We start from the raw sequence: 25,586 nt of genomic DNA, 5'->3' as shown, positions 1-25,586 counted from the left end.
GAGTTGGGCGACGTCTATTTCGCCATTCTCAGCCTGTTGCAGTCTTGCGAGTGGAGCTTCACCCGGAATGAATGAGCAGGCCCCAAGCGTTGAACAACGCTTTGTAGAATCGACCCCCGCCACCCTCGGCAGCTGGTCGCGTAACGACACCACCTGGATGCTGGGCCTGTTCGGCACAGCCATTGGCGCAGGCACCTTGTTCCTGCCGATCAACGCTGGCCTCGGCGGCTTCTGGCCGCTGCTGATCCTGGCCGCGTTAGCCTTCCCGATGACCTACTTCTCCCACCGTGGTCTCACCCGCTTCGTGCTGTCCGGGCGCAGCGGTGGCGACATCACCGAAGTGGTCGAAGAGCATTTCGGCATCAAGGCCGGCGCGCTGATCACTGTGCTGTACTTCTTCGCGATCTTCCCGATCCTGCTTATCTATAGCGTGGCACTGACCAACACCGTCAGCAGCTTCATGGAGCACCAGTTGCACATGGCGCCGCCACCACGGGCCATCCTGTCGTTCGTGCTGATCCTCGGCCTGCTGGCAATCGTGCGCTGCGGCGAGCAGGCCACGGTCAAGGTCATGAGCCTGCTGGTGTACCCGTTCATCGTTGCCCTGGGGCTGCTGGGCCTGTACCTGATCCCGCACTGGACCGGTGGCATCCTCGACAGCGCCGCCCAAGTGCCGTCGGGTTCGGCCTTCCTGCACACCTTGTGGCTGGCCATTCCGGTGATGGTGTTCTCGTTCAACCACTCGCCGATCATCTCGGCCTTCGCCGTCGACCAGAAGCGCCGCTATGGCGAGCACGCTGACGAGCGCAGCGGCCAGATCCTGCGCCGCGCCCACCTGCTGATGGTGGTGATGGTGCTGTTCTTCGTGTTCAGCTGCGTGCTCACCCTGAGCAGTGCCCAGCTGGCCGAGGCCAAGGCGCAGAACCTGTCGATCCTGTCGTACCTGGCCAACCACTTCAGCAACCCGACCATTGCCTTTGCCGCGCCACTGATTGCCTTCGTCGCCATTGCCAAGTCGTTCCTTGGCCACTACATCGGCGCCAGTGAAGGCCTCAAGGGCATCATCGCCAAGACCGGCGCACGCCCGGGTGCCAAGACCCTAGACCGGGTGGTCGCCGCACTGATGCTGGTGGTTTGCTGGATTGTCGCCACGCTCAACCCGAGCATCCTTGGCATGATCGAATCGCTCGGCGGCCCGATTCTCGCCGTGCTGCTGTTCCTCATGCCGATGTACGCCATCCGCCGTGTGCCGTCGATGCGCAAGTACAGCGGTACGCTGTCGAATGTGTTCGTAGTGGTGATCGGCCTGGTTGCGCTGACCTCGGTGGTGTACAGCCTGATCGGCTGATTCACTGTCCGCATCAGAAAAAGCCCGGGGCGCTTGTCGCCATCCGGGCTTTTTTTTGTCCACAAGAATTGTCTGCCAATAGAACAATTTCAACGTACCCATAGGCACCCGGCCGCCTTCATGCTTAACTCAGTGTCCTTTTCAAACCCAGCATAAGGATTTCGTCATGGCTCAAGTGACCCTCAAAGGCAACCCGGTTCAGGTCAAAGGCAACCTGCCACAGGCCGGCGCCCAGGCTCCGGCATTCTCCCTGGTCGGTGAAGGCCTGGCAGACAAGTCGCTGAAGGACTACGCCGGCAAGCGCAAGGTGCTGAACATCTTCCCAAGCGTCGACACCCCGACCTGCGCCACTTCCGTACGCAAGTTCAACGCCCAGGCCAACGACGTGGCCAACACCGTGGTGCTGTGCATCTCGGCTGACCTGCCATTCGCCCAGGCGCGCTTCTGCGGTGCCGAAGGCCTGGAAAACGTGAAAAACCTGTCGACGCTGCGTGGCCGCGAGTTCCTCGAAAGCTACGGCGTTGCCATCGCCGACGGCCCGTTGGCCGGCCTGGCTGCCCGCGCCGTGGTGGTGCTGGACGAGAACGACAAGGTGCTGCACAGCGAGCTGGTTGGCGAAATCGCTGACGAGCCGAACTACGATGCAGCCCTGGCTGTATTGAAGTAAGGATTGAGGGCAGGCGCGGCTGTTTCAGCTTGCTCCGGCCCTTTCTCGGGTAAACCCGCTCCCACAGGTTCGGCGCAGCCCATGAACGCTGTGATATCCCTGTGGGAGCGGGTTTACCCGCGAAAGGGCCGGAACAGGTAAAGGAACTCGTCAGCCCGCCATCGCTCCAAGCAACACCCAGTAACGGCCCGGAACGCGTTCCGGGCCGTTTTCGTTTAAAGTTCAGTCTTTTGGCAACGTCAGGCAAAGGTAAACCTCTGGTAAAGAGCCTTTGCTATAACGATGCCAGTGCTTATCGTTCAACCTCCTCAAGCCGCCATTTCCGAACAAGGTTCGTTCAACCCATGCAAGTGTCCAATTCCCGATCCCCTCGTCGCTGGCTCGTCGGCCTGCTGATCCTGCTGCTGGTGGCCCTGCTGGCCTGGTGGCTGTGGCCCGCGGCAACGCCTGCCCACAAAGCGGCCGGTGAAGGGCGCGGCGGCAAGGGCGTGGGCATGGGCATGGGTGGCCGGCCGGGCTTCGGCGGCTCCACCGACCCGGTGCCGGTGCGCGTCGAGCCGGTGCGGGTAGGTGACTTCCCGCTCTATTACAAGGCGCTGGGCACGGTCACCGCGACCAACACGGTGAATGTGCGCAGCCGTGTGGCAGGCGAACTGGTGAAGGTCCTCTTCAAGGAGGGCCAGCAGGTCAAGGCCGGCGATCTGCTCGCCGAAATCGACCCGCGTTCCTACCGCATAGCCCTGCAGCAGGCCGAAGGCACCCTGGCGCAGAACCAGGCGCAACTGAAGAACGCCCAGGTCGACCTGGCGCGTTACAAGGGCCTGTACGCCCAGGACAGCATCGCCAAGCAGACGCTCGACACCGCCGAAGCCCAGGTCGCGCAGTTCCAGGGGCTGGTCAAGACCAACCAGGCCCAGGTCAACGATGCCCGCCTGAACCTCGATTTCACCCAGATCCGCGCGCCGATCAATGGCCGTGTGGGCCTGCGCCAGCTCGACCTGGGTAACCTGGTGGCAGCTAACGACACTACCGCCCTGGTGGTGATCACCCAGACCGAGCCGATCAGTGTCGCCTTCACCCTGCCCGAAACCGAGCTGACCACCGTGCTAGAGCGTTACCGCAGCGGCGCCAGCCTGCCGGTTGAAGCCTGGGACCGCACCGACAGCAAACTGCAGTCGACCGGCGTGCTGGGCAGTATCGACAACCAGATCGACACCACCACCGGTACCCTGAAGTTCAAGGCCCGCTTCGAGAACAAGGACCTGGCCCTGTTCCCCAACCAGTTCGTCAATGTGCGCCTCTTGGCCGACACCCTCAAACAGGTGGTGATGGCCCCGGCTGCGGCCGTGCAGTTCGGCAACGACGGCACCTTCGCCTACGTGGTCAACGAGCAGAACACGGTCAATATCCGCAAGCTCAAGGTCGGCGCCAGCGATGGCCAGAACAGTGTCATCCTTGAGGGGCTCAAGGCCGGTGACCGCCTGGTGCTGGAAGGCACTGACCGCCTGCGTGAAGGCACCAAGGTCGAGGTGGTCGAGGACAGCTCGCAAGTGCCGACCACCCCCGGCCAGCACCTGCAGGGCCAGGACACCAAGGGTTCGGCACAGACCGGTGAAGCGACTTCCGGCACAACGGCAGCCAAGGCGGGCGCATGAACCTGTCACGCCTGTTCATCCTCCGCCCGGTCGCCACCACGCTGACCATGCTGGCCATCGTTCTGGCCGGCCTGATCGCCTACAAGCTGCTGCCGGTGTCGGCCTTGCCCCAGGTCGACTACCCGACCATCCGGGTCATGACCTTGTACCCAGGTGCCAGCCCGCAGGTGATGACCAGCGCGGTCACCGCCCCGCTGGAGCGCCAGTTCGGCCAGATGCCGGGCCTGGAGCAAATGGCCTCGACCAGCTCCGGCGGCGCCTCGGTGCTGACCCTGCGTTTCAGCCTGGACATGAACATGGACGTTGCCGAGCAACAGGTGCAGGCCGCGATCAACGCCGCCAGCAACCTGCTGCCCACGGACCTGCCGGCACCGCCGGTGTACAACAAGGTCAACCCGGCCGACACCCCGGTGCTGACCCTGGCCATCTCCAGCAAGACAATGCCGTTACCCAAGCTCAACGACCTGGTCGACACCCGCGTGGCGCAGAAGCTTGCGCAGATCAGCGGCGTGGGCATGGTCAGCATCGCCGGCGGCCAGCGCCAGGCGGTGCGGATCAAGGTCAACGTAGACGCACTGGCCGCCAACGGCCTCAACCTCGACGACGTGCGCACCTTGATCGGCGCATCCAACGTCAACCAGCCCAAGGGCAACTTCGATGGCCCGACCCGGGTATCGATGCTCGACGCCAACGACCAGCTGCGCTCGCCTGCGGAATACGCCAACCTCATCCTGGCCTACAACAACGGCGCGCCGCTGCGCCTGAAGGATGTCGCCGAAATCGTCGACGGCGCCGAGAACGAACGCCTGGCCGCCTGGGCCAACCAGAACCAGGCCGTGCTGCTGAACATCCAGCGCCAGCCGGGTGCCAACGTCATCGAGGTGGTTGACCGCATCAAGGCGCTGCTGCCATCGATCACCGACAACCTGCCAGCCGGCCTGGATGTATCGGTGCTCACCGACCGCACCCAGACCATCCGCGCCGCTGTCGAGGACGTCAAGCATGAGCTGCTGATCGCCATCGTGCTGGTGGTGATGGTCACCTTCGTGTTCCTGCGCCGCTTCAGCGCTACCCTGATTCCCTCGATCGCCGTGCCGCTGTCGCTGATCGGCACCTTCGGCGTGATGTACCTGGCCGGCTTCTCGGTCAACAACCTGACGCTGATGGCCTTGACCGTCGCCACCGGCTTCGTGGTCGACGACGCCATCGTCATGCTCGAGAACATCTCGCGCCACATCGAGGAAGGCGAAACGCCGCTGCAGGCGGCACTCAAGGGCGCGAAGCAGATCGGCTTCACCCTGATCTCGCTGACCTTCTCGCTGATTGCCGTACTGATCCCGCTGCTGTTCATGGCCGATGTGGTCGGCCGCCTGTTCCGCGAATTCGCCATTACCCTGGCAGTGGCGATCCTGATTTCCCTGGTGGTGTCGCTGACCCTGACCCCGATGATGTGCGCGCGCCTGCTCAAGCGTGAGCCCAAGGAAGAAGAGCAGGGCCGCTTCTACCGCGCCAGCGGTGCCTGGATCGACTGGCTGATCGAGCATTACGGCCGTGGTTTGCAGTGGGTGCTCAGGCACCAGCCGCTGACCCTGCTGGTGGCCGTGGCCACCCTGGCGCTTACCGTGCTTCTGTATATGGTGGTGCCCAAGGGCTTCTTCCCGGTGCAGGACACTGGGGTGATCCAGGGTATTTCCGAGGCGCCGCAGTCCACCTCGTTCGCCGCAATGAGCGAGCGCCAGCAAGCCCTGAGCAAGGTCATCCTGCAGGACCCGGCGGTGCAGAGCCTGTCGTCCTACATCGGTGTCGACGGCGATAACGCTACGCTCAACAGCGGGCGCCTGCTGATCAACCTCAAGCCCCACGGCGAGCGTGATGTCACCGCTGGTGAAGTGATCAGCCGCCTGCAGCCGCAACTCGACAAGCTGGTCGGCATCCGCCTGTTCATGCAGCCAGTGCAGGACCTGAGCATCGAGGACCGGGTCAGCCGTACCCAGTACCAGTTCAGCCTGTCCTCGCCTGACGCCGACCTGCTGGCGCAGTGGAGCGGCAAGCTGGTGCACGCCCTGCAGGAACGCCCGGAGCTGAAGGACGTCGCCAGTGACCTGCAGGACAAGGGCTTGCAGGTGTATCTGGTGATCGACCGTGACATGGCCAGCCGCCTTGGCATCACGGTGTCGCAGATCACCAACGCCCTGTACGACGCCTTCGGCCAGCGGCAGATTTCCACCATCTATACCCAGGCCAGCCAATACCGGGTGGTGCTGCAGTCGCAGGACGCGTCCAACATTGGCCCGTCGGCGCTGGAGTCGATCCACGTCAAGGCCACCGATGGCGGCCAGGTGCGGCTGTCGGCGCTGGCGCGCATCGAGCAGCGTCAGGCGCAACTGGCCATTTCGCACATCGGCCAGTTCCCGGCGGTGATGCTGTCGTTCAACCTGGCCCATGGTGCGTCGCTGGGTGAAGCGGTGAAGGTGATCGAGCAGGTGCAGCAGGACATCGGCATGCCGCTCGGCGTGCAGACCCGCTTCCAGGGTGCTGCCGAAGCGTTCCAGGCTTCGCTGTCGAGCACCTTGCTGCTGATCCTGGCGGCCGTAGTGACCATGTATATCGTGCTGGGCGTGCTTTACGAGAGCTACATCCACCCGGTGACCATCCTCTCGACCTTGCCGTCGGCGGCGGTCGGTGCCTTGCTGGCATTGCTGCTCAGCGGCAACGACCTGGGCATGATCGCCATCATCGGCATCATCCTGCTGATCGGCATCGTCAAGAAGAACGCGATCATGATGATCGACTTCGCCCTCGAGGCCGAGCGTAACCAGGGCATGGCCCCCCATGATGCGATCTACCAGGCGGCGCTGCTGCGCTTCCGGCCGATCCTGATGACCACCCTGGCCGCGCTGTTCGGCGCCGTGCCGCTGATGCTGGCCACCGGCTCCGGTGCCGAGCTGCGTCAGCCGCTGGGCCTGGTAATGGTCGGCGGCCTGCTGGTCAGCCAGGTGCTGACGCTGTTCACCACTCCGGTCATCTACCTGTATTTCGACCGCCTGGCCCGCCGCTGGCGCCCGGCCGCTGACGCGCAGCAGGCCGAGGCATGAACCTGTCCGGACCTTTCATTCGCCGGCCAGTGGCGACCATGCTGCTGAGCCTGGCGATCATGCTGCTCGGCAGCGTCAGCTTCGGCCTGCTGCCGGTGTCGCCGTTGCCGCAGATGGACTTCCCGGTGATCGTGGTGTCGGCCAACCTGTCCGGTGCCAGCCCCGAGGTCATGGCCGCCACCGTGGCCACGCCGCTGGAGCGCAAGCTCGGCAGCATCGCTGGCGTCACCACCCTGACCAGCAGCTCCAACCAGGGCTCTACACGGGTGATCATCGGCTTCGAGATGGGCCGTGACATCGACGGCGCCGCGCGTGAGGTGCAGGCGGCGATCAACGCCACGCGCAACCTGCTGCCCAGCGGCATGCGCAGCATGCCCACCTACAAGAAGATCAACCCGTCGCAGGCGCCGATCATGGTGCTTTCGTTGACGTCCAGCGTGTTGCAGAAGGGCCAGCTGTACGACCTGGCAGACACCATCCTGTCGCAGAGCCTGGCCCAGGTCAGCGGGGTAGGGGAAGTGCAGATCGGGGGCAGTTCGCTGCCAGCGGTGCGCATTGCCGTCGAGCCGCAACTGCTCAACCAGTACAGCCTGTCGCTGGACGAGGTGCGCACGGCGGTGTCCAACGCCAACCAGCGCCGGCCCATGGGCTTCGTCGAAGACGCCGAGCGCAACTGGCAGGTGCGCGCCAACGACCAGCTGGAAACCGCCAAGGACTACGAGCCGATCGTGATCCGCCAGTCGAACGGCACCATCCTGCGCCTGTCTGACGTGGCTACCGTCACCGATGCCGTGGAGAACCGCTACAACAGCGGCTTCTTCAACGACCAGAGCGCCGTGCTGCTGGTGGTCAACCGCCAGACTGGCGCCAACATCATCGAGACCGTCGACCAGATCAAGGCACAGCTGCCGGCCCTGCAGTCGCTGCTGCCAGCCAGTGTGCAACTGAATGTGGCCATGGACCGCTCGCCGGTGATCAAGGCCACCCTCAAGGAGGCCGAGCACACCCTGCTGATCGCCGTGGTGCTGGTGATCCTGGTGGTCTATCTGTTCCTCGGCAGCCTGCGTGCCTCGCTGATCCCGAGCCTGGCGGTGCCGGTGTCGCTGGTGGGCACCTTCGCGGTGATGTACCTCTGTGGCTTCTCGCTGAACAACCTGTCGCTCATGGCGCTGATCCTTGCCACCGGCCTGGTGGTGGACGATGCGATCGTGGTGCTGGAGAACATCTCGCGGCATATCGAGGACGGCCAGCCACCGATGCGTGCGGCGTTCCTCGGTGCCCGGGAAGTAGGCTTCACCTTGCTGTCGATGAACGTCTCGCTGGTGGCCGTGTTCGTCTCGATCCTGTTCATGGGCGGCATCGTGCGCAACCTGTTCCAGGAGTTCTCGATCACCCTGGCGGCGGCGATCATCGTTTCGCTGGTGGTGTCGCTGACCCTCACGCCGATGCTTTGCGCGCGCTGGCTCACGCCCCACCGCGCCGAGCAGACACGCCTGCAACGCTGGAGCGACAAAGCGCACCAGCGCATGGTCGGCGCCTACGACCGCAGCCTCGGCTGGGCCCTGCGCCACAAGCGCCTGACGCTGGTCAGCCTGCTGGCGACAATCGGCCTGAACATCGCCCTGTACGTGGTGGTGCCCAAGACCCTGATGCCGCAACAGGATACGGGCCAGCTGATGGGCTTCATCCGCGGTGACGACGGTCTGTCGTTCAACGTGATGCAGCCGAAGATGGAAATCTACCGCCGCGCCTTGCTCGCCGACCCGGCAGTGGAGAGCGTGGCTGGCTTCATCGGTGGCAACAGTGGCACCAACAACGCCATGGTGCTGGTGCGCCTGAAACCGATCAACGAGCGCAAGCTCGATGCGCAGAAGGTCATCGAACGCCTGCGCAAGGAAATGCCCAAGGTGCCGGGTGGGCGGTTGTTCCTGATGGCCGACCAGGACCTGCAGCTGGGCGGCGGTGGCCGTGACCAGACGTCCTCGCAATACCTGTATACCCTGCAGAGTGGTGATCTGGCGGCCCTGCGCCAGTGGTTCCCCAAGGTGGTCGCGGCGCTGCGCGCATTGCCCGAACTGACCGCCATCGACGCCCGTGACGGCTCCGGTACCCAGCAAGTGACGCTGGTGGTCGACCGCGACCAGGCCAAGCGCCTGGGCATCGACATGGACATGGTCACCGCCGTGCTGAACAACGCCTACAGCCAGCGGCAGATCTCGACCATCTACGACAGCCTCAACCAGTATCAGGTGGTGCTGGAGATCAACCCGAAATACGCCTGGGACCCGAGCACACTGGAACAGGTGCAGGTGATCACCAGTGAGGGTGCGCGGGTGCCGCTGTCGACCATTGCCCACTACGAAAACAGCTTGGCCAATGACCGCGTCAGCCACGAAGGCCAGTTCGCCTCCGAAGACATCGCCTTCGACGTTGCCGAAGGCTACAGCCCCGACCAGGCCATGGCCGCGGTAGAGCGGGAAGTGGCCAAGCTGGGCTTGCCCGAGGAAGTGATCGCCAAGCTCGGCGGCACGGCCAGTGCGTTCGCCAAGACCCAGGAAGGGCAGCCGTTCATGATCCTCGGTGCCCTGGTGCTGGTGTACCTGGTGCTCGGCATCCTCTACGAAAGCTACATCCACCCGCTGACCATTCTGTCGACCTTGCCCTCGGCCGGTGTCGGTGCCTTGCTCGCGCTGTACGTCACCGGTGGCGAGTTCAGCCTGATTTCGTTGCTGGGCCTGTTCCTGCTGATCGGCGTGGTGAAAAAGAACGCCATCCTGATGATCGACCTGGCCCTGCAACTGGAGCGCCACCAGGGCCTGAGCCCGGAAGAGTCGATCCGCCGCGCCTGCCTGCTGCGCCTGCGGCCGATCCTGATGACCACCCTGGCGGCCATCCTTGGCGCCTTGCCGCTGCTGATCAGCCGCGCCGAAGGTGCCGAGATGCGCCAGCCGCTGGGCCTGACCATCATTGGTGGCTTGGTCGTCAGCCAGCTGCTGACCCTATACACGACGCCGGTGGTGTACCTGTACCTGGACCGCCTGCGTCACCGATTCAACCAATGGCGCGGTGTACGCACCGACGCCGCCCTGGACACGCCGCTATGAACTTCGCCCAGACCCCACTTCACCGAGCCTTGCAGCTGCTGACCCATGGGCGGGGCTCACGCCTGGCTGGCGCCGCGCTGTGCGTGGCCATGCTCAGTGCCTGTACCCTGAGCCCGGACTACCACCGCCCGGAGCTGAGCACCCCGGCGCAGTACAAGCAGGCCGAGGGCTGGACCCAGGCCAACCCGTCCGATGCCATCGCCCGTGGCGCCTGGTGGGAGATCTACGGCGATGCCGGGTTGAATGCGCTGGTCGAGGAGCTGAACCGCAGCAACCAGACCGTTGCGCAATCGGAAGCCCAGTACCGCCAGGCCCAGGCCTTGGTACGCAGCAGCCGGGCGTCGCTGTTCCCCAGCCTGGACCTGAGCGCCAGCAAGAACCGCTCGGCACAAGGCACCGGCAGTTCCAGCTCGAGCCTGTCCAACAACAGCAGCGGTATCCGCAACACCTACAACACGCAGCTGGGCGTCAGCTGGGAAATCGACCTGTGGGGCAAGCTGCGCGAGACCCTGAATGCCAACGAGGCCAGTGCCGAGGCCAGCTTTGCCGACCTGGCTGCGATCCGCCTCAGTCAGCAGTCGGAGCTTGTGCAGAACTACCTGCAGCTGCGCGTGATCGACGAGCAGAAGCGTTTGCTCGAAGCGACCGTCGCGACCTATGAGCGTTCGCTGCGGATGAACGAAAACCAGTACCGGGCCGGCGTTGCTGGCCCGGATGCAGTGGCCCAGGCGCGTACCCAGCTGAAGTCCACCCAGGCCGACCTGATCGACCTGATCTGGCAGCGCGCACAGTTCGAGAACGCCATCGCCGTGTTGCTGGGCAAGGCCCCGGCTGATTTCTCCCTGGCCGACAGCAAGCAGATTCCGGCGCTGCCGCAGATTCCGGTGACGTTGCCGTCGCAACTGCTCGAACGGCGCCCGGACATCGCCTCGGCCGAGCGCAACGTGATGGCCGCCAACGCCAATATCGGCGTGGCGCGTGCCGCTTACTTCCCGGACTTGAGCCTGAGCATGAGTGGTGGTTATTCCAGCAGCAGCTTCAGCAACTGGATCGAGCTGCCCAACCGCTACTGGTCGGTGGGGCCGCAACTGGCGCTGACCTTGTTCGACGCTGGCAAGCGCAGCGCCGAGGTCGACCGCACCCGGGCGGTGTATGACCAGACGGTGGCGCAGTACCGGCAGACCGTGCTCGACGGCTTCAAGGAAGTGGAAAACTTCCTGGTGCAGTTGAAGGTGTACGCTGACGAAGCGGTGGTACGCCAGCAAGCGCTGGAGTCGGCACGCGAATCGTTGCGCCTGACCGAGAACCAGTACCGCGCCGGCTTGATCGGCTACCTCGACGTGGTCAACGTGCAGACTACCGCGCTGAGTAACGAGCGCAGTGCGTTGACCCTGCTGCAAGGGCGCCTGGTGGCCAGCGTGCAACTGATTGCCGCCCTGGGCGGTGGCTGGGATGCCGAACAGGCGTTTGCCCAGCAGGAGTGACCAGCAGGAGTGAAGCGTGCTCGATGGGTGGCCGGGTGTTTGTAGGCGCGGCCTTGTGTCGCGAAAGGGCTGCAGAGCAGCCCCGGTTTTCAGCTTCGCTGCCAATATCGCCGGGGCCGCCTTGCGGCCCTTTCGCGATGCAAGGCCGCGCCTGCAAGCGGCGAGCCAACCGACAAGTGGCAATATGCCTGCACTTGCCATCGAAAGCGCTCTAGCTCAAGCAATTTGAGGATCCTTACCATTCTTTGGATCCATTCCCATTCGCACAAACCCCGTGCGTTTCGCCAAAGCTTGAGTACAATCGTCAGTTTTTTCGGGCCCCCTGTCCCGGGCTGGATTTTCCAATGCTGAACGGTAGTTATTCCTCTGCGCTTGTGCTGATTTCACTCTGCGTGGCGATCCTCGCTTCCTATACCGCCCTTGACTTGACCGGCCGTATCGCCACGGCCAAGGGCCGGGCCGTGCACCTGTGGATGGGCGGGGGCGCGTTGGCCATGGGTATTGGCGTCTGGTCGATGCATTTCATCGGCATGCTCGCCTTCAGCCTGCCCATTGCCCTGGGGTATGACATCGGCCTGACCGTGCTTTCTCTCGTGATTGCCGTGCTCTCTTCAGGTTTCGCCCTGTGGCTGGTCAGCCAGCCCAGCCTGCCCAAGCTGCAGCTGGCGTTCGGTGCGCTGATCATGGGCACCGGCATCGCCTGCATGCACTACACCGGCATGGCGGCGCTGCGTATGCTGCCCGGCATCGATTACGACCCGACCTTGTTCGGCGCCTCGCTGGCCATCGCGGTCGGTGCTTCGGCAGCCGCGTTGTGGATAGCCTTCCGCCTGCGCCAGCACACCCCGTACGTGCGCCAGATTCGCGGCCTGGCGGCCATGGTGATGGGCGTTGCGATCGTCGGCATGCACTACACCGCAATGGCCGCCGCGAACTTTGCCGAGGGCAGCTACTGCGGCGCGTTGGCCAGCGGCCTGCAGGGTGATGGCCTGGTCTATCTGGTGCTGATCACCACGTTGGCGGTGCTTGCCGTGGCCTTGCTGACCTCGGTGCTGGATGCACGGCTGGAGGCGCGCACGGCAGCGTTGGCCCACTCGCTGACCCTGGCCAACCAGGAGCTGACCCAGTTGGCACTGCACGACACCCTGACCGGGCTGCCTAACCGCACGCTGTTGTCCGACCGTATCGAACAGGCGATTGGCAAGGTGGCGGAGCAGGGCGGCTGTTTTGCGCTGATGTTCATCGACCTTGATGGTTTCAAGCCGGTCAACGATGCCTTTGGTCATCATGTCGGCGACCTGCTGCTCAAGGCCGTGGCGGCCCGCCTGCGTGGCCATCTGCACAGCCAGGACACCCTGGCGCGGATTGGCGGCGACGAGTTCGTGTTGCTCGTGGAGCTGCAGGAGCCGGAAGACGCCATGGATGTGGCGGTCAAGCAGGTCAACCTGGTGTCGCGCACGTTCCGTGTCGCCGAGCACGACCTGCAATTGACGGCGAGCCTGGGGATCGTGCTGTACCCCGGCAACGGCCAGGACCAGCTCGAACTGCTGCGCAACGCCGATGCCGCCATGTACCACGCCAAGAGTGCCGGCAAGAACGGCTACAGCTTCTTCGACGCGTCGATGAACAGCAACGCCCGTCAACAGTTGCAGTTGTTGCAGGACCTGCGCATAGCCCTGGAGCAAGGCCAGTTCCGCCTGCACTACCAGCCCAAGTTCGACGCCCAGGCCTGCGCACCGATCGGTGCCGAAGCCTTGCTGCGCTGGGAGCACCCACAGCACGGCCTGATGCTGCCGGACCGTTTCATAGGCCTGGCGGAAAAGACCGGCCTGATCATCCCCATCGGCGAGTGGGTACTGGGCGAAGCCTGCCGGCAGATGCGCCAGTGGGTCGAGCAGGGGCATGCGGACTGGCGCATGGCGGTCAACCTGTCGGCCATCCAGTTCTGCCACACCGGCCTGGTGGACAGCGTCGCCCGTGCCCTGCGGGAAAACCACCTGCCGGCCAACCGCCTGACCCTGGAAATCACTGAAACCACCGCCATGCACGACGCCGATGCCAGCCTGAGAGTGCTGCAGCGGCTCTCCGACATGGGTGTGGACCTGTCCATCGATGACTTCGGTACCGGTTATTCGAGCCTGATGTACCTCAAACGCCTGCCGGCCAACGAACTGAAGATCGACCGCGGTTTCGTGCGTGATCTGGAGCAGGACAGTGACGACGCGGCGATTGTCTCGGCGATCGTCGCCCTGGGCCAGGCGCTGGGCCTGCGCATCGTTGCCGAAGGGGTGGAAACCAACCGCCAGCAGGACTTCCTGACCCGCCTGGGCTGTGATTCACTGCAGGGCTACCTGCTTGGTCAGCCGGTGCCGGCCGAGCAGTTCATGGGCAAGTTGCAGGCGTTGCGTGAGAAAAGCGAGGCAGCTGTCTAGCCTGCATCAAGCAGGCTAAAGGCCGGTGCAAAGGCCTCCATCTCGGCTTCCACGGCCTCGATGATGCGCTCGACATCAGCTGCCGCCATGATTGCCGTGCAAGGGATGCCGGCGATGGCCAGCAGGGTCTGGCCCGTGGCCCGGTCAAACAGTCGTGCGACCATGCTGCGCGGCGCATCCATGCTGGCCTCGAAGCCCAGCGGATGGAAGTGCCAGCGCATCACCTGGCAGGCGTTGGGGAACGTCATCTTGTTCATGCCAGCCTCCTTGTCCTAGCCTGGACGCGGTGATTGGAAGCCGTTTGCTCGGCCGCCGGGAACCTAACCATAGCACTTGCCAAAGCCCATGTTTGGCGCAATACAAGACAATTGTATTAATGCATGACAGCGGTCACAGAGCGGTCATGCGGGCCGTCTGGCGGCAACTGGCCACGCAAACGTTTTCCCCGCACCATGTCCGCATGGTTGCCGGTTTGCTCTGCTATTTTTAGGGTAATTAGGCACACAACGTTTTCGGACGAGCGGTGCGAGCTGGGCAGACAAGGAGACAGTCATGCGCTTTTCCACGCTCACCCAACGCATCGCCGGCGACGCCGCTTCGGCGTGGGACATTCACTACCGGGCCCAGGCACTGCGCTGCGAAGGGCGCGAGATCTTTCTGCTGTCGGTGGGGGACCCGGACTTCGACACGCCAGCAGCGGTGGTCGAGGCAGCCATAGCCAGCCTGCAGCGTGGCGAGACCCATTACAGCGACGTGCACGGCAGCCTGGCCCTGCGCCAGGCAATTGCCCGGCGCACTGGCGCGCATGTCTCGGCCGACCAGGTGATGGTCCTCGCCGGAGCCCAGTGCGCGTTGTATGCGGTTTGCCAATGCCTGTTCGAAGGCGGTGACGAGGTGATCGTCGCCGAGCCCATGTATGTCACCTATCAAGGCGTGCTAGGTGCCTGTGGGGCACTGTCCGTGCAGGTACCTGTCAGCCCTGAGCAGGGCTTTCGCCTTGACCCGATGGCGGTGGCCCGGGCGATAACCCCGCGTACCCGTGGCCTGCTGCTGAACACCCCGCATAACCCGACGGGCGCTGCCATCTCGCCGCAGGACATGGCGCTGCTGGCGCAGCTGTGTCGGGAACATGACCTGTGGCTGGTGTGCGATCAGGTGTACAGCGGATTGCTGTTCGACGGTGAGCCGGCAGACCCGATCAGTCTGTCAGGCATGGCCGAGCGCTGCGTGCTGATCGACAGCGTGTCCAAGTCCCACGCCATGAGCGGCTGGCGGGTGGGTTGGGTGGTGGGCCCGCAAGCGTTGATTACACACCTCGCCACCTTGGCCGTGGCGATGCTGTTCGGCTTGCCGGAGTTCGTCATGGCGGGTGTCCAGACGGCACTCGAGCAGGAGTTACCGGCCGTGCACGCGATGCGCGAGGCCTATCGGCAGCGGCGCGACCGTGTCTGTGCAGCCCTGGTGGATTGCCCGGGAGTGCTTGCCCATCGCCCGGCAGGCGGCATGTTCGTCATGCTCGATATCCGTGCCACTGGGCTGAGCGCCCAGGCCTTTGCCCAGCGCCTGCTGTTGGAGGAGGGTGTGGCACTTTTGCCGGGTGATGCGTTCGGACCAAGTGCGGCGGGCCATGTGCGCATGGGGCTGGTGCTGGATGCAGAAAGCCTGGAGCAAGCCTGCAGGCGCATCGCTGCCTGTGCCGGGCGTGTGCTAGCCGAGCAGGCCTGCAGCAATGTTGATGGTGACGCCAAGAATCGACGTGTTGAACACAAAGCCTACCTCTGAGTGCGCTAGCATTACTTGGTGCATGCCGATGCCAAAATGCGAGAAACGACTTCAGCTGAAAAAAGGAAATACATGCGATGCTTAAAGGCCATGCATCCGTTGAATCACTGCCGAAGGATCTTGCCTAATGAGCTGCAAGGTCTGTGCAGGACGGTGGATGAGTTCAGTACCCAGAGGAGTTGCCAAGATAACGGTGGCCAGGCTTACCGTGCTGGCCCCTAAAACTGATGGCAATGTCCCGATGACCGGTGTCAAGGCTAGTCCGCCTAGTACTGAACCTGCAAAATACAGCGCAGGTCCGACCAGGGAGTTAGGCCATAGGAATGAAGGGAAATCACTTATTGCATCTAGTAGTTCCAGTCCAGTCTGATTAAGGCGCTGCGATGTTTGAGGGGAATTCAGTTCGTTGATAATTACCGAAGGCTGAGAACTTCGTGGCTGGGGATTAACGCTCTCAAAACGAACTTGTTCTGTTGGCATGTCAATGCTTGTATGGTTTCTGCGACGAACACCAGGGAACGCGGTACGAGTTGGCGTCCCCTGGCTTATCTGCCTAACGAGTACGGGAGGGGGGGCGGTCCGGGCGCGTGGGAAGCTAGCATCAAGCATGTTGATGAGCCATTCGCCGAAACGGCCAGTTGGATCGATACGATTGATGGGATCGCCCTGGCAGTACATATATGCATTTATCCCTCCCCGACCGAAGGGCGACGCTTCATCTGGCTGGTTGAACCGCATCCGCTGAGGGCTGTAAGCACGATATCCGTTACCCAGTAAGTAGCAGCCCGATTTCATGTCCAGAAACTGGCCTGTGAAAGCGAGGCCTGTAGAAAGTGCGGAGCATGCATGAAAACCATAAGCCGAATAGCAACGATTTGAATGCGCGGTATTTTGTAATTTTGCCTGATCGCGTTGAAGGTGTTCGGATGATTTAAGTGTGCGGGGCATCGTGGCAGTCTCTGTCTATCGTCATGCCATGATTCTATCGAGTACGGTCTACCGAACAACTGATAGAATTACTAGGTCGCCATTTACATGTGGCCCGTTTTATCCGAGCAGGCCTGCCGCAATATTGATGGTGAAGCCCAGAATCGCCGTGTTGAACACAAAGCCTACCAGTGAATGCGCCAGCACCACCCGGCGCATGCCGCGCCCGCCGACGCCGATGTCGGAGGTCTGCACGGCGACGCTGATGGTGAACGAGAAGTAGTGGAAGTCCCAGTAATCCGGGTTGCGCTCACCGTCGGCAAACCGCAGCGCCGGTTCTTTGCTGTCGCCGGTGTAGAACAGGCGGGCGTAGTGCAGGCTGAAGATGCAGCCGATCAGCAGCCACGAACCTGCCACTGTCAGCCCGGTGTACAGGTAGTGCAAGGCCAGCGCGCTGCCTTGCAAGCCGCGACTGGAGACCAGCTGCAGGGTCACGGCGGCCAGGCTGGCGATGGCAGCGATGCACACCGTGAACAGCACCAGGCCGGCATTTTCGTCCTCGACCCGGGCGACTTTGCGCACGGTTTCGGGAGTGGCTCGGCAGGTCAGCCAGAGCACCAGCAGCAGGTATAGCCAGACGCCGAGGTTCCAGCCGGCGAGGGTGCGCTGGATGGCGTCATCGGCCGGAATGAACCAGGCGCCGACAAGGCCAGCAACGGCACCGATGCTCAGGCGGGGGTGAGTACGGGTGAGGCGGTGGAAAGCCATGGGCGCTCGCAGGCAGGAAGTGTGAACTCACTCTAGACCACAGCGGCCGGCGGTTCGATCAATTGGCCGGGTTACGGTAACATTGCCTGCCTTCGCTTTGATTCGCTTCAGGATTCGTTGTTGTGTCCAGCCTTCCCCACAACCCGTTGTTGCAATACCTGGCCCGGCTGGCACCCTCCAGCCAGCAGACCATGCGTTACATCCTCCAGGATGCCGCCGACCGCCTCGGTTTCGTCGACTGCAACCTCGTCGATGTACCCTGGCACCGGCTTGAGCCTGGCCATGTGATTGGCCTGGTCGCGGCATTGCGCGCCGATGGCTATGCACCTAACAGCTCATCGCTGTATGTAAATGCCGTACGCGGGGTGATGAACGAGGCATGGCGCCAAGGCCTGATCGACCACGAGCAACTGTTGCGCATCCGCGAGGTCAAGCCGGCGTCTGGCAGCCGCCTGCCGCCCGGGCGCAACCTGCGGCGCAGCCTGATTCGCGAACTGATGGACTTGTGCGAGGCCGACCCGCGGCCGCAGGGCGTGCGTGATGCGGCGATCATCGCCTTGCTCTACGGCACCGGCATGCGCAAGTCGGAATCGGTGGATATCGACCTCGACCAGGTCGACTTCCAGGCGCGCAGCCTGCAGGTCACCGGCAAGGGTAACCGGCAGCTGATCAAGTACGCCCCGGCCTGGGCATTCGAAAAGCTGCAGGCCTGGCTGGACCTGCGCCGGCAGGCGCTACCCGAGGGCGCGTCGGACGACCCGTTCCTGTTCAACCGCATTCGCCGTGGCAACCACATTACCCGCGCACGTATCACCAAGCATGCGATCTACTACATTGCCCGCCAGCGCGGCGCTCAGGTGGGGGTGAAGATCATGCCCCATGATTTTCGCCGGGCGTTCATCACCCGGGTGATCGAAGAGCATGACCTGTCGATTGCGCAGAAGCTGGCACATCATGCCAACATCCAGACCACTGCCAGTTATGACCGGCGCGATGACAACGAGCGGCGGCGGGCGGTGGACCGGTTCGACTACTGAGGTCAGTGAATGCTCGAAGCCAGGTCGAAGATCGGCATGTACATCAGGATCACGATCCCGCCGATCAGCAGCCCGATGAAGGTCATCAGCAGCGGCTCGAACAGTTTCACGAACCACTCCACCCAGCGGCCGATTTCCTGATCATGGAAATCCGCGCAGCGTTCGAGCATCTCCCCCAGGTTCCCCGATTGTTCCCCCGCCCGCAGCAACCGCAGCGACACGGGGGTAACCAGTTGGCCAGCCTCCAGTGCGTCCGACAACGGCAGCCCTTCACCTACGCGTCGGCTGGCCTGTTCCAGGCCTTGCGCCGAAGCGCTGCCAAGCAGCCCGTGGGCCATGCCCATGGCGGTGAGAATCGGGATGCCGCCCTGCAGCAGGATCCCAAGCGAGCGATAGAACCGCGCCAGTTCATACATCACCAGGCGCTGATGCAAGGCTGGCAACCGTCTCAGTTGCCGTGATGCACAGCGCCGTACCCGTGGGTTGCGGCGCAGTACCACCAATGTACCGATGCCGCCCGCAACCGCCAGTGCCAGCGGCAACTGCTGGGCATGCAGGAACAGGCCGACATCCATCAGCACCCGCGATAACCAGGGCAGTTCGCTACCCATGCCCTCGAACACCAGGCTGAAGCGCGGCACCACATAGCCGAGCAGGAACAGCACCACGCCACCACCCACCAGCAACAGCAACAACGGGTAGACCGAAGCGCCCACCAGCTTCTGCCGGACCAGGTCCAGGCGCTGGCGGTAGCCGATGTAGCGGGCCAGGGCATCGCCCAGCGCGCCGGTACGTTCGCTGGACTGCACCAGTGCCACATACAGCGGCGGGAAGACTCGCGGCTGCTGGGCCAGTGACTGGGACAGCGAGCGGCCTTCATAGAGCTGGCGCACCAGCTCCGTCAGGACCTTGCGCGTGGCCCCGAGGGGGGACTTTTCCGCCAGGCTCTCCAGGGCATCGATCAGTGGCAGGCCGGCGTGCAGCAGGGTGGTCAGTTCCTGGCTGAACAGCACCAGGTCGAAACTCGCCGCGCGGCGCCAGCCCAGGCCTCGCAGGGTTTTGCCCTGGCCGCGCACGCTGACCACCCGCAGCCCTTGGTGCTCGGCCTGGCGACGCGCGTGTTCGGCGTCCTCGGCGTCGATCTGTATCTGCACAATGCCCTGTCTGCCCAGGGCCTTGAGGCTATAGCGCATGGCCGTTCTCCTCATTGCCAGCTGGTGATTTCAGCGTTTTCGCCATCGCCGCCGGGTTGGCCGTCCTTGCCCATCGACAGCAGGTCGTACTCACCGCCGTTTTCGCCGGGCTGGCGGTAGATGTAAGGGCGGCCCCATGGGTCTTGCGGCACGGCCTTCTGCAGGTAGGGCCCCGACCAGCGCGCCTCGCCACTGGGGGCGGTGACCAGCGCCTGCAGGCCCTGCTCACTGTTGGGGTAATGGCCCACTTCCAGGCGGTACAGGTCCAAGGCCTTGCCCAAGCCTTCGATCTGCGCCTTGGCCACCTTGGCTTCCGAGCGGCCGAGCTGGCTGAAGTACTTGGGCGCGACGATGCCGGCCAACAAACCGAGCACCACCAGGACCACCAGGAGTTCAAGCAGGGTGAAGCCACGTTGGGGGTTGGATCTGCGCTGCATGGTGAAGCCCTCCGCTGCATGGGGACACGCGTTTCCAAGCCCCATGCAACAGCCGTGCACGTCTGCCTCGGGGCCTTGCGCCATGCGCCATGGCAAGCGGCATGGTGCTTGCGTCGTAGGACAAAAGCCCGGGTTTTCCGGGGCATTTCCCCCATATCGGGGGAGAGCACGGCGGGGAGGCGACCGACATGCGAGTGGTGATCCTGGTAGTGACCTGGCTGGTGGCGGCAACCGCCCAGGCCGACATGTACATTTCAGTCGATGCCAATGGCAGCTATGTACTGAGCAACGTCCATCGGCCAGGACGCCACTACGAACGGGTAATCAGCGAACCCCTTGCCCAGGCTGGCCCGGCCGGCGCGCAGTTGGTCACCGGGCGGCCTTACGCCGAACTGGTGGCGGCGGCGGCCCGCGATTACGATGTGCCGCTGGCGCTGCTGCATGCGCTGATCAAGGCAGAATCTGGCTACAACCCAAAGGCCCGTTCGGCGGCTGGGGCGGTGGGGCTGATGCAACTGATGCCAGACACGGCCAAGGAGATGGGCGTGGAAGACCTCCTTGACCCCGAAGACAACGTGCAGGGTGGGGCGCGTTACCTCAAACGCATGCTGACCCTGTTCGACAATGACATCACCCTGGCCGTGGCCGCCTACAATGCAGGCCCGGATGCCGTGCGGCGGCGCGGTGCGGTACCGCCGTTCGCCGAAACCCGCCGTTATGTGCCGAACGTGTTGCGCGAGTACCGCAAGCTGCAGGGGCTGGCCGATGATTCGCCACTTTGAACGGGCCTTGCGTCGCGAAAGTGGCGCAACTCGTCCGCAATCAGCGCCATGGTTACCCAACTCTGGGCTATAACCTTTCAACAGGTGCCCTGCAGTGGAGTCCGTCATGGACATCGCCCCCCGTTCCGAAGCAATCGAGGCACCCGCAGGCAATGAAGCCGCAGCCCCGCGCAGGCCGTTCAACCTGCTGCGCTGGTATGCCTGGGTGAGCCTGGCGATCATCCTCTCGGTGGCGGCAGGCCTTGGGCTTATTTCCAGCCGGTTCATCATCGATGAGAGCATCGAGCGCGACGCCCTGCTTACGGCGCAGTTCATCACTTCGATCGCCGACGCCGAAGTGCGCCACGTGTCGATCCCCAATGTGCGCACCATGGGTGAACTGCTCGACCCACGCACCGACCGCACGGCCATGCCCGACGTCGACCCGGAGGCGCGGCGCAAGGCCCGTGGTGAGTTCCTTGACCATATCGCACACCTGCCGGACATGCTCCTGGCCAATATCTATGCCCCGGACCACACGGTGATCTGGTCGACCAACCCGGCGTTGATGGGCAAGCTGATCGAAGTTGATGACGACCTGGACCGCGCTTTCGAGTACAAGATGCGGGTTTCGGCCAGCTACCACAATTTCGAGCAGGCACGCGCTGAACGGAAGTTCGTGACCCCGCCAGAACAGCTGTTCATCGAAAACTACATCCCCTTGTTCGATGCCGATGGCAATACCGTCACGGCGATGGTGGAAATCTACAAGGAGCCCCACGACCTGATCGTGCGCATCGAGCATGGCCTGATTCTTATCTGGCTGGCCATCACCATCGGTGCGGCACTGGTCTACATCGGCCTGTACGGCATCATGCGCCGCGCTGCGCGGTTGATGGCGGTGCAGCAGAAACGCCTGATCAACAGTGAAACCTATGTGGCCCTTGGCGAGGTGTCCTCGGCGGTGGCCCACAGCCTGCGCAATCCGTTGGCCAGCATCCGCTCCAGCGCCGAACTGGCTCAGGCCTTCGATGAAGGCCCGGCGCAACGCAACATCAACGACATCATCAGCCAGGTCGACCGCATGTCGCATTGGATTCGCCAACTGCTGCAATCCTTGCGGCCGCTGAATGATGAAGCGGTGCCGGTCGACTTGCCCCAGGTGCTGCAGGAAAGCCTGCAGAGTTATGCCGTGTCGTTCACGCGCAGCGGGGTAACCCTGGATGTGCAACCGATACCGCCAGTGCAGGTACTTGGCCACCCAGCGTTGCTCGGGCAGATCTTCAACAGCCTGATCGCCAATGCCATGGAGTCGATGGAGCAGGGTGGGCGGTTGCGTATCGAAGTGGTCAAGCGCGACCGCCGCAGCTTGACCTTGCGCCTTGCCGATAGCGGCAAGGGCATGAACGAACAGCAGCAGCGTTTGGCGTTCAGGCCATTTTTCAGTACCAAGCAAGGCGGGCTGGGTGTGGGGCTGGTACTGGTCAAGCGGATCATGGAGCGTTTTGGCGGTTCAGTTCGGTTGAGTAGCAGCGAAGGCCATGGCACGCGGGTCTCGCTCAGTTTTCGGTTGGTGAATTCATCACAAAATAAGTAGTGCTATTAGTGTAAGTAACTGAAAAATAAATATTTAATAGTTTTTGGGTAAACGCCACCCACATGTGGGGGATCATCCTCTACTGGAAATCATAAATAGCTCATAACGTGTTGATTTATATTGATCTGACCATTGTTTTCCCGTACTGGCTGGCTTCTTGCAGGTTCGTGAAGCAGGTAACGCGCGGCAAATGGCGGCAGCAGCTGCCCTGGTGAGGTGCTATCAATCTGCTACTGTCGGTAGCAGTACGATGACCACCTTATGAACGGACTCCCTGCACGGGAACGACGCGATGCAGATGCTGGATGAAGAGGTTCCGGTAAAACCCGCCGCACTGCCTGGCAGCAGTGGGCTGGCCGCGCCGCTTCGCGAGTTCAACCTGCTGCGCTGGTTCTCGGTGATCAGCCTGATGATTATCGCTTCGGTGGCTGGCGGCCTGGGCTACGTCTCAACCCGCTTCGTGGTGCGCGACAGTGTCGAGCGCGATGCCATGCTCACCGCCCAGTTCATCCAGTCGCTGGCCCTGGCCGAAGTGCGCCATTCGCAGCTGCCGCCCGGCACCACCATGGGCGAACTGCTCAACCCGCGCCTGGATGAACAGCACCTGCAAGTGAGCCCGGCCCTGGCCGAGTCGACCCGGGTCGAGTTTCTCGACCACGTCGAACACTTGCCGGATATCTTGCTGGCCAACGCCTATGCCCGTGACCGCACCATCGTCTGGTCCACCAACCCCGAGCTGATCGGCAAACGCATTGAAGCCGACGGCGACCTGAACCGCGCCTTTCGCTCACGCAAGGCGGTATCGGCCAGTTACCACAAAGCCGCAGACGACCGCGAAGAGCAGAAATTCCTGCGCGAGCCCAATTACCTGTTCATCGAAAACTACATCCCCTTGTTCGACAGCCAGGGCGAGCAGGTCATGGCCATGGTCGAGATCTACAAGGAGCCGCAGGATCTGGTGCGCCGTATCCAGCGCGGTTACGTTTTGATCTGGGCCTCGACCTTGGTGGGCGGGGCGCTGATCTACTTCGGCCTGTTCTGGATCGTGCGCCGCGCCGCCTACATGCTGCAGCAGCAACAAGATCGGCTGGTGGCCAGCGAAACCTATGTGGCACTGGGCGAGATGTCTTCGGCAGTGGCTCATAGCTTGCGCAACCCGCTGGCCAATATCCGCTCCAGCGCCGAGCTGGCGGAAGGAATTGCCAGCCCGCAGGCGCAGAAGAACATTAACGACATCATCACCCAGGTCGACCGCATGTCGCGCTGGGTACGGGAGCTGCTAGTGTCGCTGCGCCCGACCAGCGATTGTGCCGAGGCGGTGGACCTGGTGGCGGCCATCGAAGATACCCACCTGGCCTTTGCCCAGCAGATCGAGCGCAATGGCGTACGTTTCAGCTTCGAAGGCCCACAGTCGCAGTGGGTGGCCAGCCAGCCCCTGCAGCTGACGCAGATCCTCAACAGCCTGTTTTCCAATGCACTTGAAGCCATGCCCAAGGGCGGCGTCCTGCATGCGCAGGTCTGCGCGCTGGATGGCGAGCGCGCGCAACTGCTGCTCAGCGATACCGGCAAGGGCATGAGTCAGCTACAGGAAAGAATGGTGTTCAAGCCTTTTTACACCACCAAGCAAGGCGGCCTTGGCGTAGGCCTGGCCCTGGTCAAACGGATCATGGAGCGTTTTGGCGGCTCGGTCAGCCTGAGCAGCCGAGAAGAGGAAGGAACCCGCGTCAGCCTCACTTTCAATATCGCAGCGGGAGGGGACCATGGAGCACAGCATCCTGGTAGTTGAGGATGATGAAATCCTCGGCGACAACATTCGCACCTATCTGAGCCTCAAGGGCTTCGAGGTGACGCTCTGCCACAGTGCGGAACTGGCGCTGGAGCAGATCAAGCGGGTCCAGCCCGATGCGGTACTGACCGACAACTCGCTGCCCGGCATGAGCGGGCACGACCTGCTGCGCACCTTGGTGTCGCAGGCGCCGGACCTGAAGGTAATCATGATGACCGGCTACGGCAATGTCGAAGACGCCGTGCAGGCCATGAAGGAGGGCGCGTTCCATTACCTGACCAAACCGGTGGTGCTGGCCGAGCTCAAGCTGACCCTGGAGAAGGCCCTGGCTGCCGAGCGCATGGAGCGCACCCTGTCGTTCTACCAGGAACGCGAGGCGCAGAAGTCTGGGTTGCAGGCGCTGATCGGTGAGTCGCCAGTGATGCTGACCCTCAAGCACACCCTGCAGCAAGTGCTCGATGCCGAGCGGCGCATGGCCATGGACGACCTGCCACCGGTGTTGGTCGAAGGTGAGACCGGTACCGGCAAGGAACTGGTTGCCCGCGCGCTGCATTTCGACGGCTCGCGCAGCAAAGGGCCGTTCATCGAGTTCAACTGTGCCTCGATTCCGGCCAACCTGCTTGAGGCCGAGCTGTTCGGCCACGAGAAGGGCGCGTTCACCGACGCCAAGGAGCGCCGCGTTGGCCTGGTGGAAGCGGCCGATGGGGGCACGCTGTTCCTCGACGAGATCGGCGAGATGGACCTGGTGCTACAGGCCAAGCTGCTCAAACTGCTGGAAGATCGCAGCATCCGCCGCATCGGTGCGGTCAAGGAACGCAAGGTCGACCTGCGGGTGATCAGCGCCACCAACTGCAACCTCGAACAGATGGTGCAGCAAGGCAAGTTCCGCCGTGACTTGTTCTTCCGCTTGCGCATCATCGCCCTGAAAGTGCCGCGTCTGTATGCCCGCGGCCAGGATGTGCTGCTGTTGGCCCGGCATTTCCTGGCGCACCACGGGCGCCGTTACGGCAAGCCGAACCTGCGCTTCAGTGCCGAGGCCGAAGCGTTGATGTTGAGCTACAGCTGGCCGGGCAATGTGCGTGAACTGCGCAACATGCTGGAGCAGACCGTGCTGCTGGCGCCCAATGAGGTGGTGCAGGCGCATCAGCTGAACCTGTGCACGTCCTTGATCGACGAGCCGCTGGTAGCTCAGCCCACCGCGACCGTTTACGAAATGCCAAGGCATGAGCCGGAGCCCGGCACCAGCCTGCCGGACATGGAGCGGGACCTTGTGTGCAAGACATTGGACCGTACCGACTGGAATGTCACCAAGTCGGCACGCATGCTCGGCCTGTCTCGGGACATGCTGCGGTATCGTATCGAGAAGCTGGGGCTTACCCGGCCTGACAAACGCCAGTGGTAGACGCCTCACGATCAACCTGTGGGAGCGGGTTTACACGCAAAGGCGATGGTGGATTCACCGACGCTTTCGCGGGTAAACCCGCTCCCACAGGTTGTTTCGTTTGGCTGGCGT

Annotated in this window: 18 protein-coding genes; 13 read left to right on the top strand and 5 right to left on the bottom strand. The window is 63.1% G+C overall.

What is annotated here, in order from left to right; translation table 11 throughout:
• Positions 1-67 precede the first annotated feature (67 nt).
• The 7 genes from H040_RS24505 (at position 68) to H040_RS24470 (ending at position 13,785) form a co-directional block, all read left to right on the top strand.
• On the top strand, positions 68-1,348 hold the full coding sequence (locus tag H040_RS24505; RefSeq protein ID WP_027919039.1) for a serine/threonine transporter: 1,281 nt from the start codon (positions 68-70) through the stop codon (positions 1,346-1,348).
• Positions 1,349-1,514: 166 nt separating this feature from the next.
• Entirely contained in the window at positions 1,515-2,015 is a 501-nt protein-coding gene (gene tpx, locus H040_RS24500; RefSeq protein WP_027919038.1) for a thiol peroxidase, read from the top strand.
• 344 nt (positions 2,016-2,359) lie between these two features.
• Positions 2,360-3,670, top strand: a complete 1,311-nt coding sequence (locus tag H040_RS24490) for an MdtA/MuxA family multidrug efflux RND transporter periplasmic adaptor subunit (protein ID WP_027919037.1) — start codon at positions 2,360-2,362, stop codon at positions 3,668-3,670.
• Positions 3,667-6,765 (top strand): MdtB/MuxB family multidrug efflux RND transporter permease subunit, encoded by a 3,099-nt coding sequence (locus tag H040_RS24485; protein WP_027919036.1) that lies wholly within the window; start codon positions 3,667-3,669, stop codon positions 6,763-6,765. The genes H040_RS24490 and H040_RS24485 overlap by 4 nt, the downstream gene beginning before the upstream one ends.
• The gene (locus tag H040_RS24480; RefSeq protein ID WP_027919035.1) at positions 6,762-9,869 is read left to right on the top strand and encodes an efflux RND transporter permease subunit; all 3,108 of its coding nucleotides are present in this window, start codon (positions 6,762-6,764) and stop codon (positions 9,867-9,869) included. Before H040_RS24485 ends, H040_RS24480 begins: the two co-directional genes overlap by 4 nt.
• Positions 9,866-11,353 carry an efflux transporter outer membrane subunit gene (locus H040_RS24475; protein WP_027919034.1) on the top strand — a complete coding sequence of 496 codons (1,488 nt, stop codon included), beginning with the start codon at positions 9,866-9,868 and terminating at the stop codon, positions 11,351-11,353. Before H040_RS24480 ends, H040_RS24475 begins: the two co-directional genes overlap by 4 nt.
• 344 nt (positions 11,354-11,697) lie before the next feature.
• Positions 11,698-13,785, top strand: a complete 2,088-nt coding sequence (locus H040_RS24470; RefSeq protein WP_027919033.1) for a putative bifunctional diguanylate cyclase/phosphodiesterase — start codon at positions 11,698-11,700, stop codon at positions 13,783-13,785.
• Here H040_RS24470 and H040_RS24465 read toward each other — a convergent pair.
• Positions 13,782-14,042 carry a DUF1652 domain-containing protein gene (locus H040_RS24465; protein WP_027919032.1) on the bottom strand — a complete coding sequence of 87 codons (261 nt, stop codon included), beginning with the start codon at positions 14,040-14,042 and terminating at the stop codon, positions 13,782-13,784. The genes H040_RS24470 and H040_RS24465 overlap by 4 nt on opposite strands.
• 295 nt (positions 14,043-14,337) lie before the next feature.
• Here H040_RS24465 and H040_RS24460 point away from each other — a divergent pair, with 295 nt between their 5' ends.
• A complete protein-coding gene (locus H040_RS24460; protein ID WP_027919031.1) occupies positions 14,338-15,567 on the top strand; it encodes a pyridoxal phosphate-dependent aminotransferase in 1,230 nt (409 codons plus the stop codon).
• Positions 15,568-15,648: 81 nt separating this feature from the next.
• On the opposite strand, the gene H040_RS24455 is transcribed toward H040_RS24460, so the two are convergent.
• Both H040_RS24455 and H040_RS24450 read right to left on the bottom strand, forming a co-directional pair.
• Entirely contained in the window at positions 15,649-16,515 is an 867-nt protein-coding gene (locus tag H040_RS24455; protein ID WP_081784291.1) for an RHS repeat-associated core domain-containing protein, read from the bottom strand.
• Between the two features lie 99 nt (positions 16,516-16,614).
• Complete coding sequence (locus H040_RS24450) at positions 16,615-17,262, bottom strand: DUF1345 domain-containing protein (protein ID WP_027919030.1); 648 nt, start codon at positions 17,260-17,262, stop codon at positions 16,615-16,617.
• A gap of 122 nt (positions 17,263-17,384) precedes the next feature.
• Between H040_RS24450 and H040_RS24445 the strand changes: the two genes are divergently transcribed.
• Positions 17,385-18,299, top strand: a complete 915-nt coding sequence (locus H040_RS24445) for a site-specific integrase (protein ID WP_027919029.1) — start codon at positions 17,385-17,387, stop codon at positions 18,297-18,299.
• A gap of 2 nt (positions 18,300-18,301) precedes the next feature.
• Here the strand turns inward: H040_RS24445 and H040_RS24440 are convergent, their stop codons facing one another.
• The gene (locus H040_RS24440; protein WP_027919028.1) at positions 18,302-19,492 is read right to left on the bottom strand and encodes a type II secretion system F family protein; all 1,191 of its coding nucleotides are present in this window, start codon (positions 19,490-19,492) and stop codon (positions 18,302-18,304) included.
• A gap of 11 nt (positions 19,493-19,503) precedes the next feature.
• Positions 19,504-19,929 carry a type II secretion system major pseudopilin GspG gene (gene gspG, locus H040_RS24435; protein ID WP_027919027.1) on the bottom strand — a complete coding sequence of 142 codons (426 nt, stop codon included), beginning with the start codon at positions 19,927-19,929 and terminating at the stop codon, positions 19,504-19,506.
• Between the two features lie 188 nt (positions 19,930-20,117).
• Here gspG and H040_RS24430 point away from each other — a divergent pair, with 188 nt between their 5' ends.
• The 4 genes from H040_RS24430 to H040_RS24415 all read left to right on the top strand — a co-directional run bounded on the left by H040_RS24430 (position 20,118) and on the right by H040_RS24415 (position 25,475).
• Entirely contained in the window at positions 20,118-20,711 is a 594-nt protein-coding gene (locus H040_RS24430; protein WP_027919026.1) for a transglycosylase SLT domain-containing protein, read from the top strand.
• Between the two features lie 106 nt (positions 20,712-20,817).
• Positions 20,818-22,287 (top strand): sensor histidine kinase, encoded by a 1,470-nt coding sequence (locus tag H040_RS24425; RefSeq protein ID WP_027919025.1) that lies wholly within the window; start codon positions 20,818-20,820, stop codon positions 22,285-22,287.
• Between the two features lie 292 nt (positions 22,288-22,579).
• On the top strand, positions 22,580-24,073 hold the full coding sequence (locus tag H040_RS24420) for a sensor histidine kinase (protein WP_027919024.1): 1,494 nt from the start codon (positions 22,580-22,582) through the stop codon (positions 24,071-24,073).
• Entirely contained in the window at positions 24,048-25,475 is a 1,428-nt protein-coding gene (locus H040_RS24415) for a sigma-54-dependent transcriptional regulator (RefSeq protein ID WP_027919023.1), read from the top strand. Before H040_RS24420 ends, H040_RS24415 begins: the two co-directional genes overlap by 26 nt.
• Positions 25,476-25,586: the final 111 nt, after the last annotated feature.

The organism is Pseudomonas sp. URMO17WK12:I7 (assembly GCF_003269045.1).
GTDB lineage: Bacteria > Pseudomonadota > Gammaproteobacteria > Pseudomonadales > Pseudomonadaceae > Aquipseudomonas > Aquipseudomonas putida_J.
The sequence above is the reverse complement of the archived record's forward strand: the minus strand, read 5'-3'. Positions and strand labels throughout refer to the sequence as shown.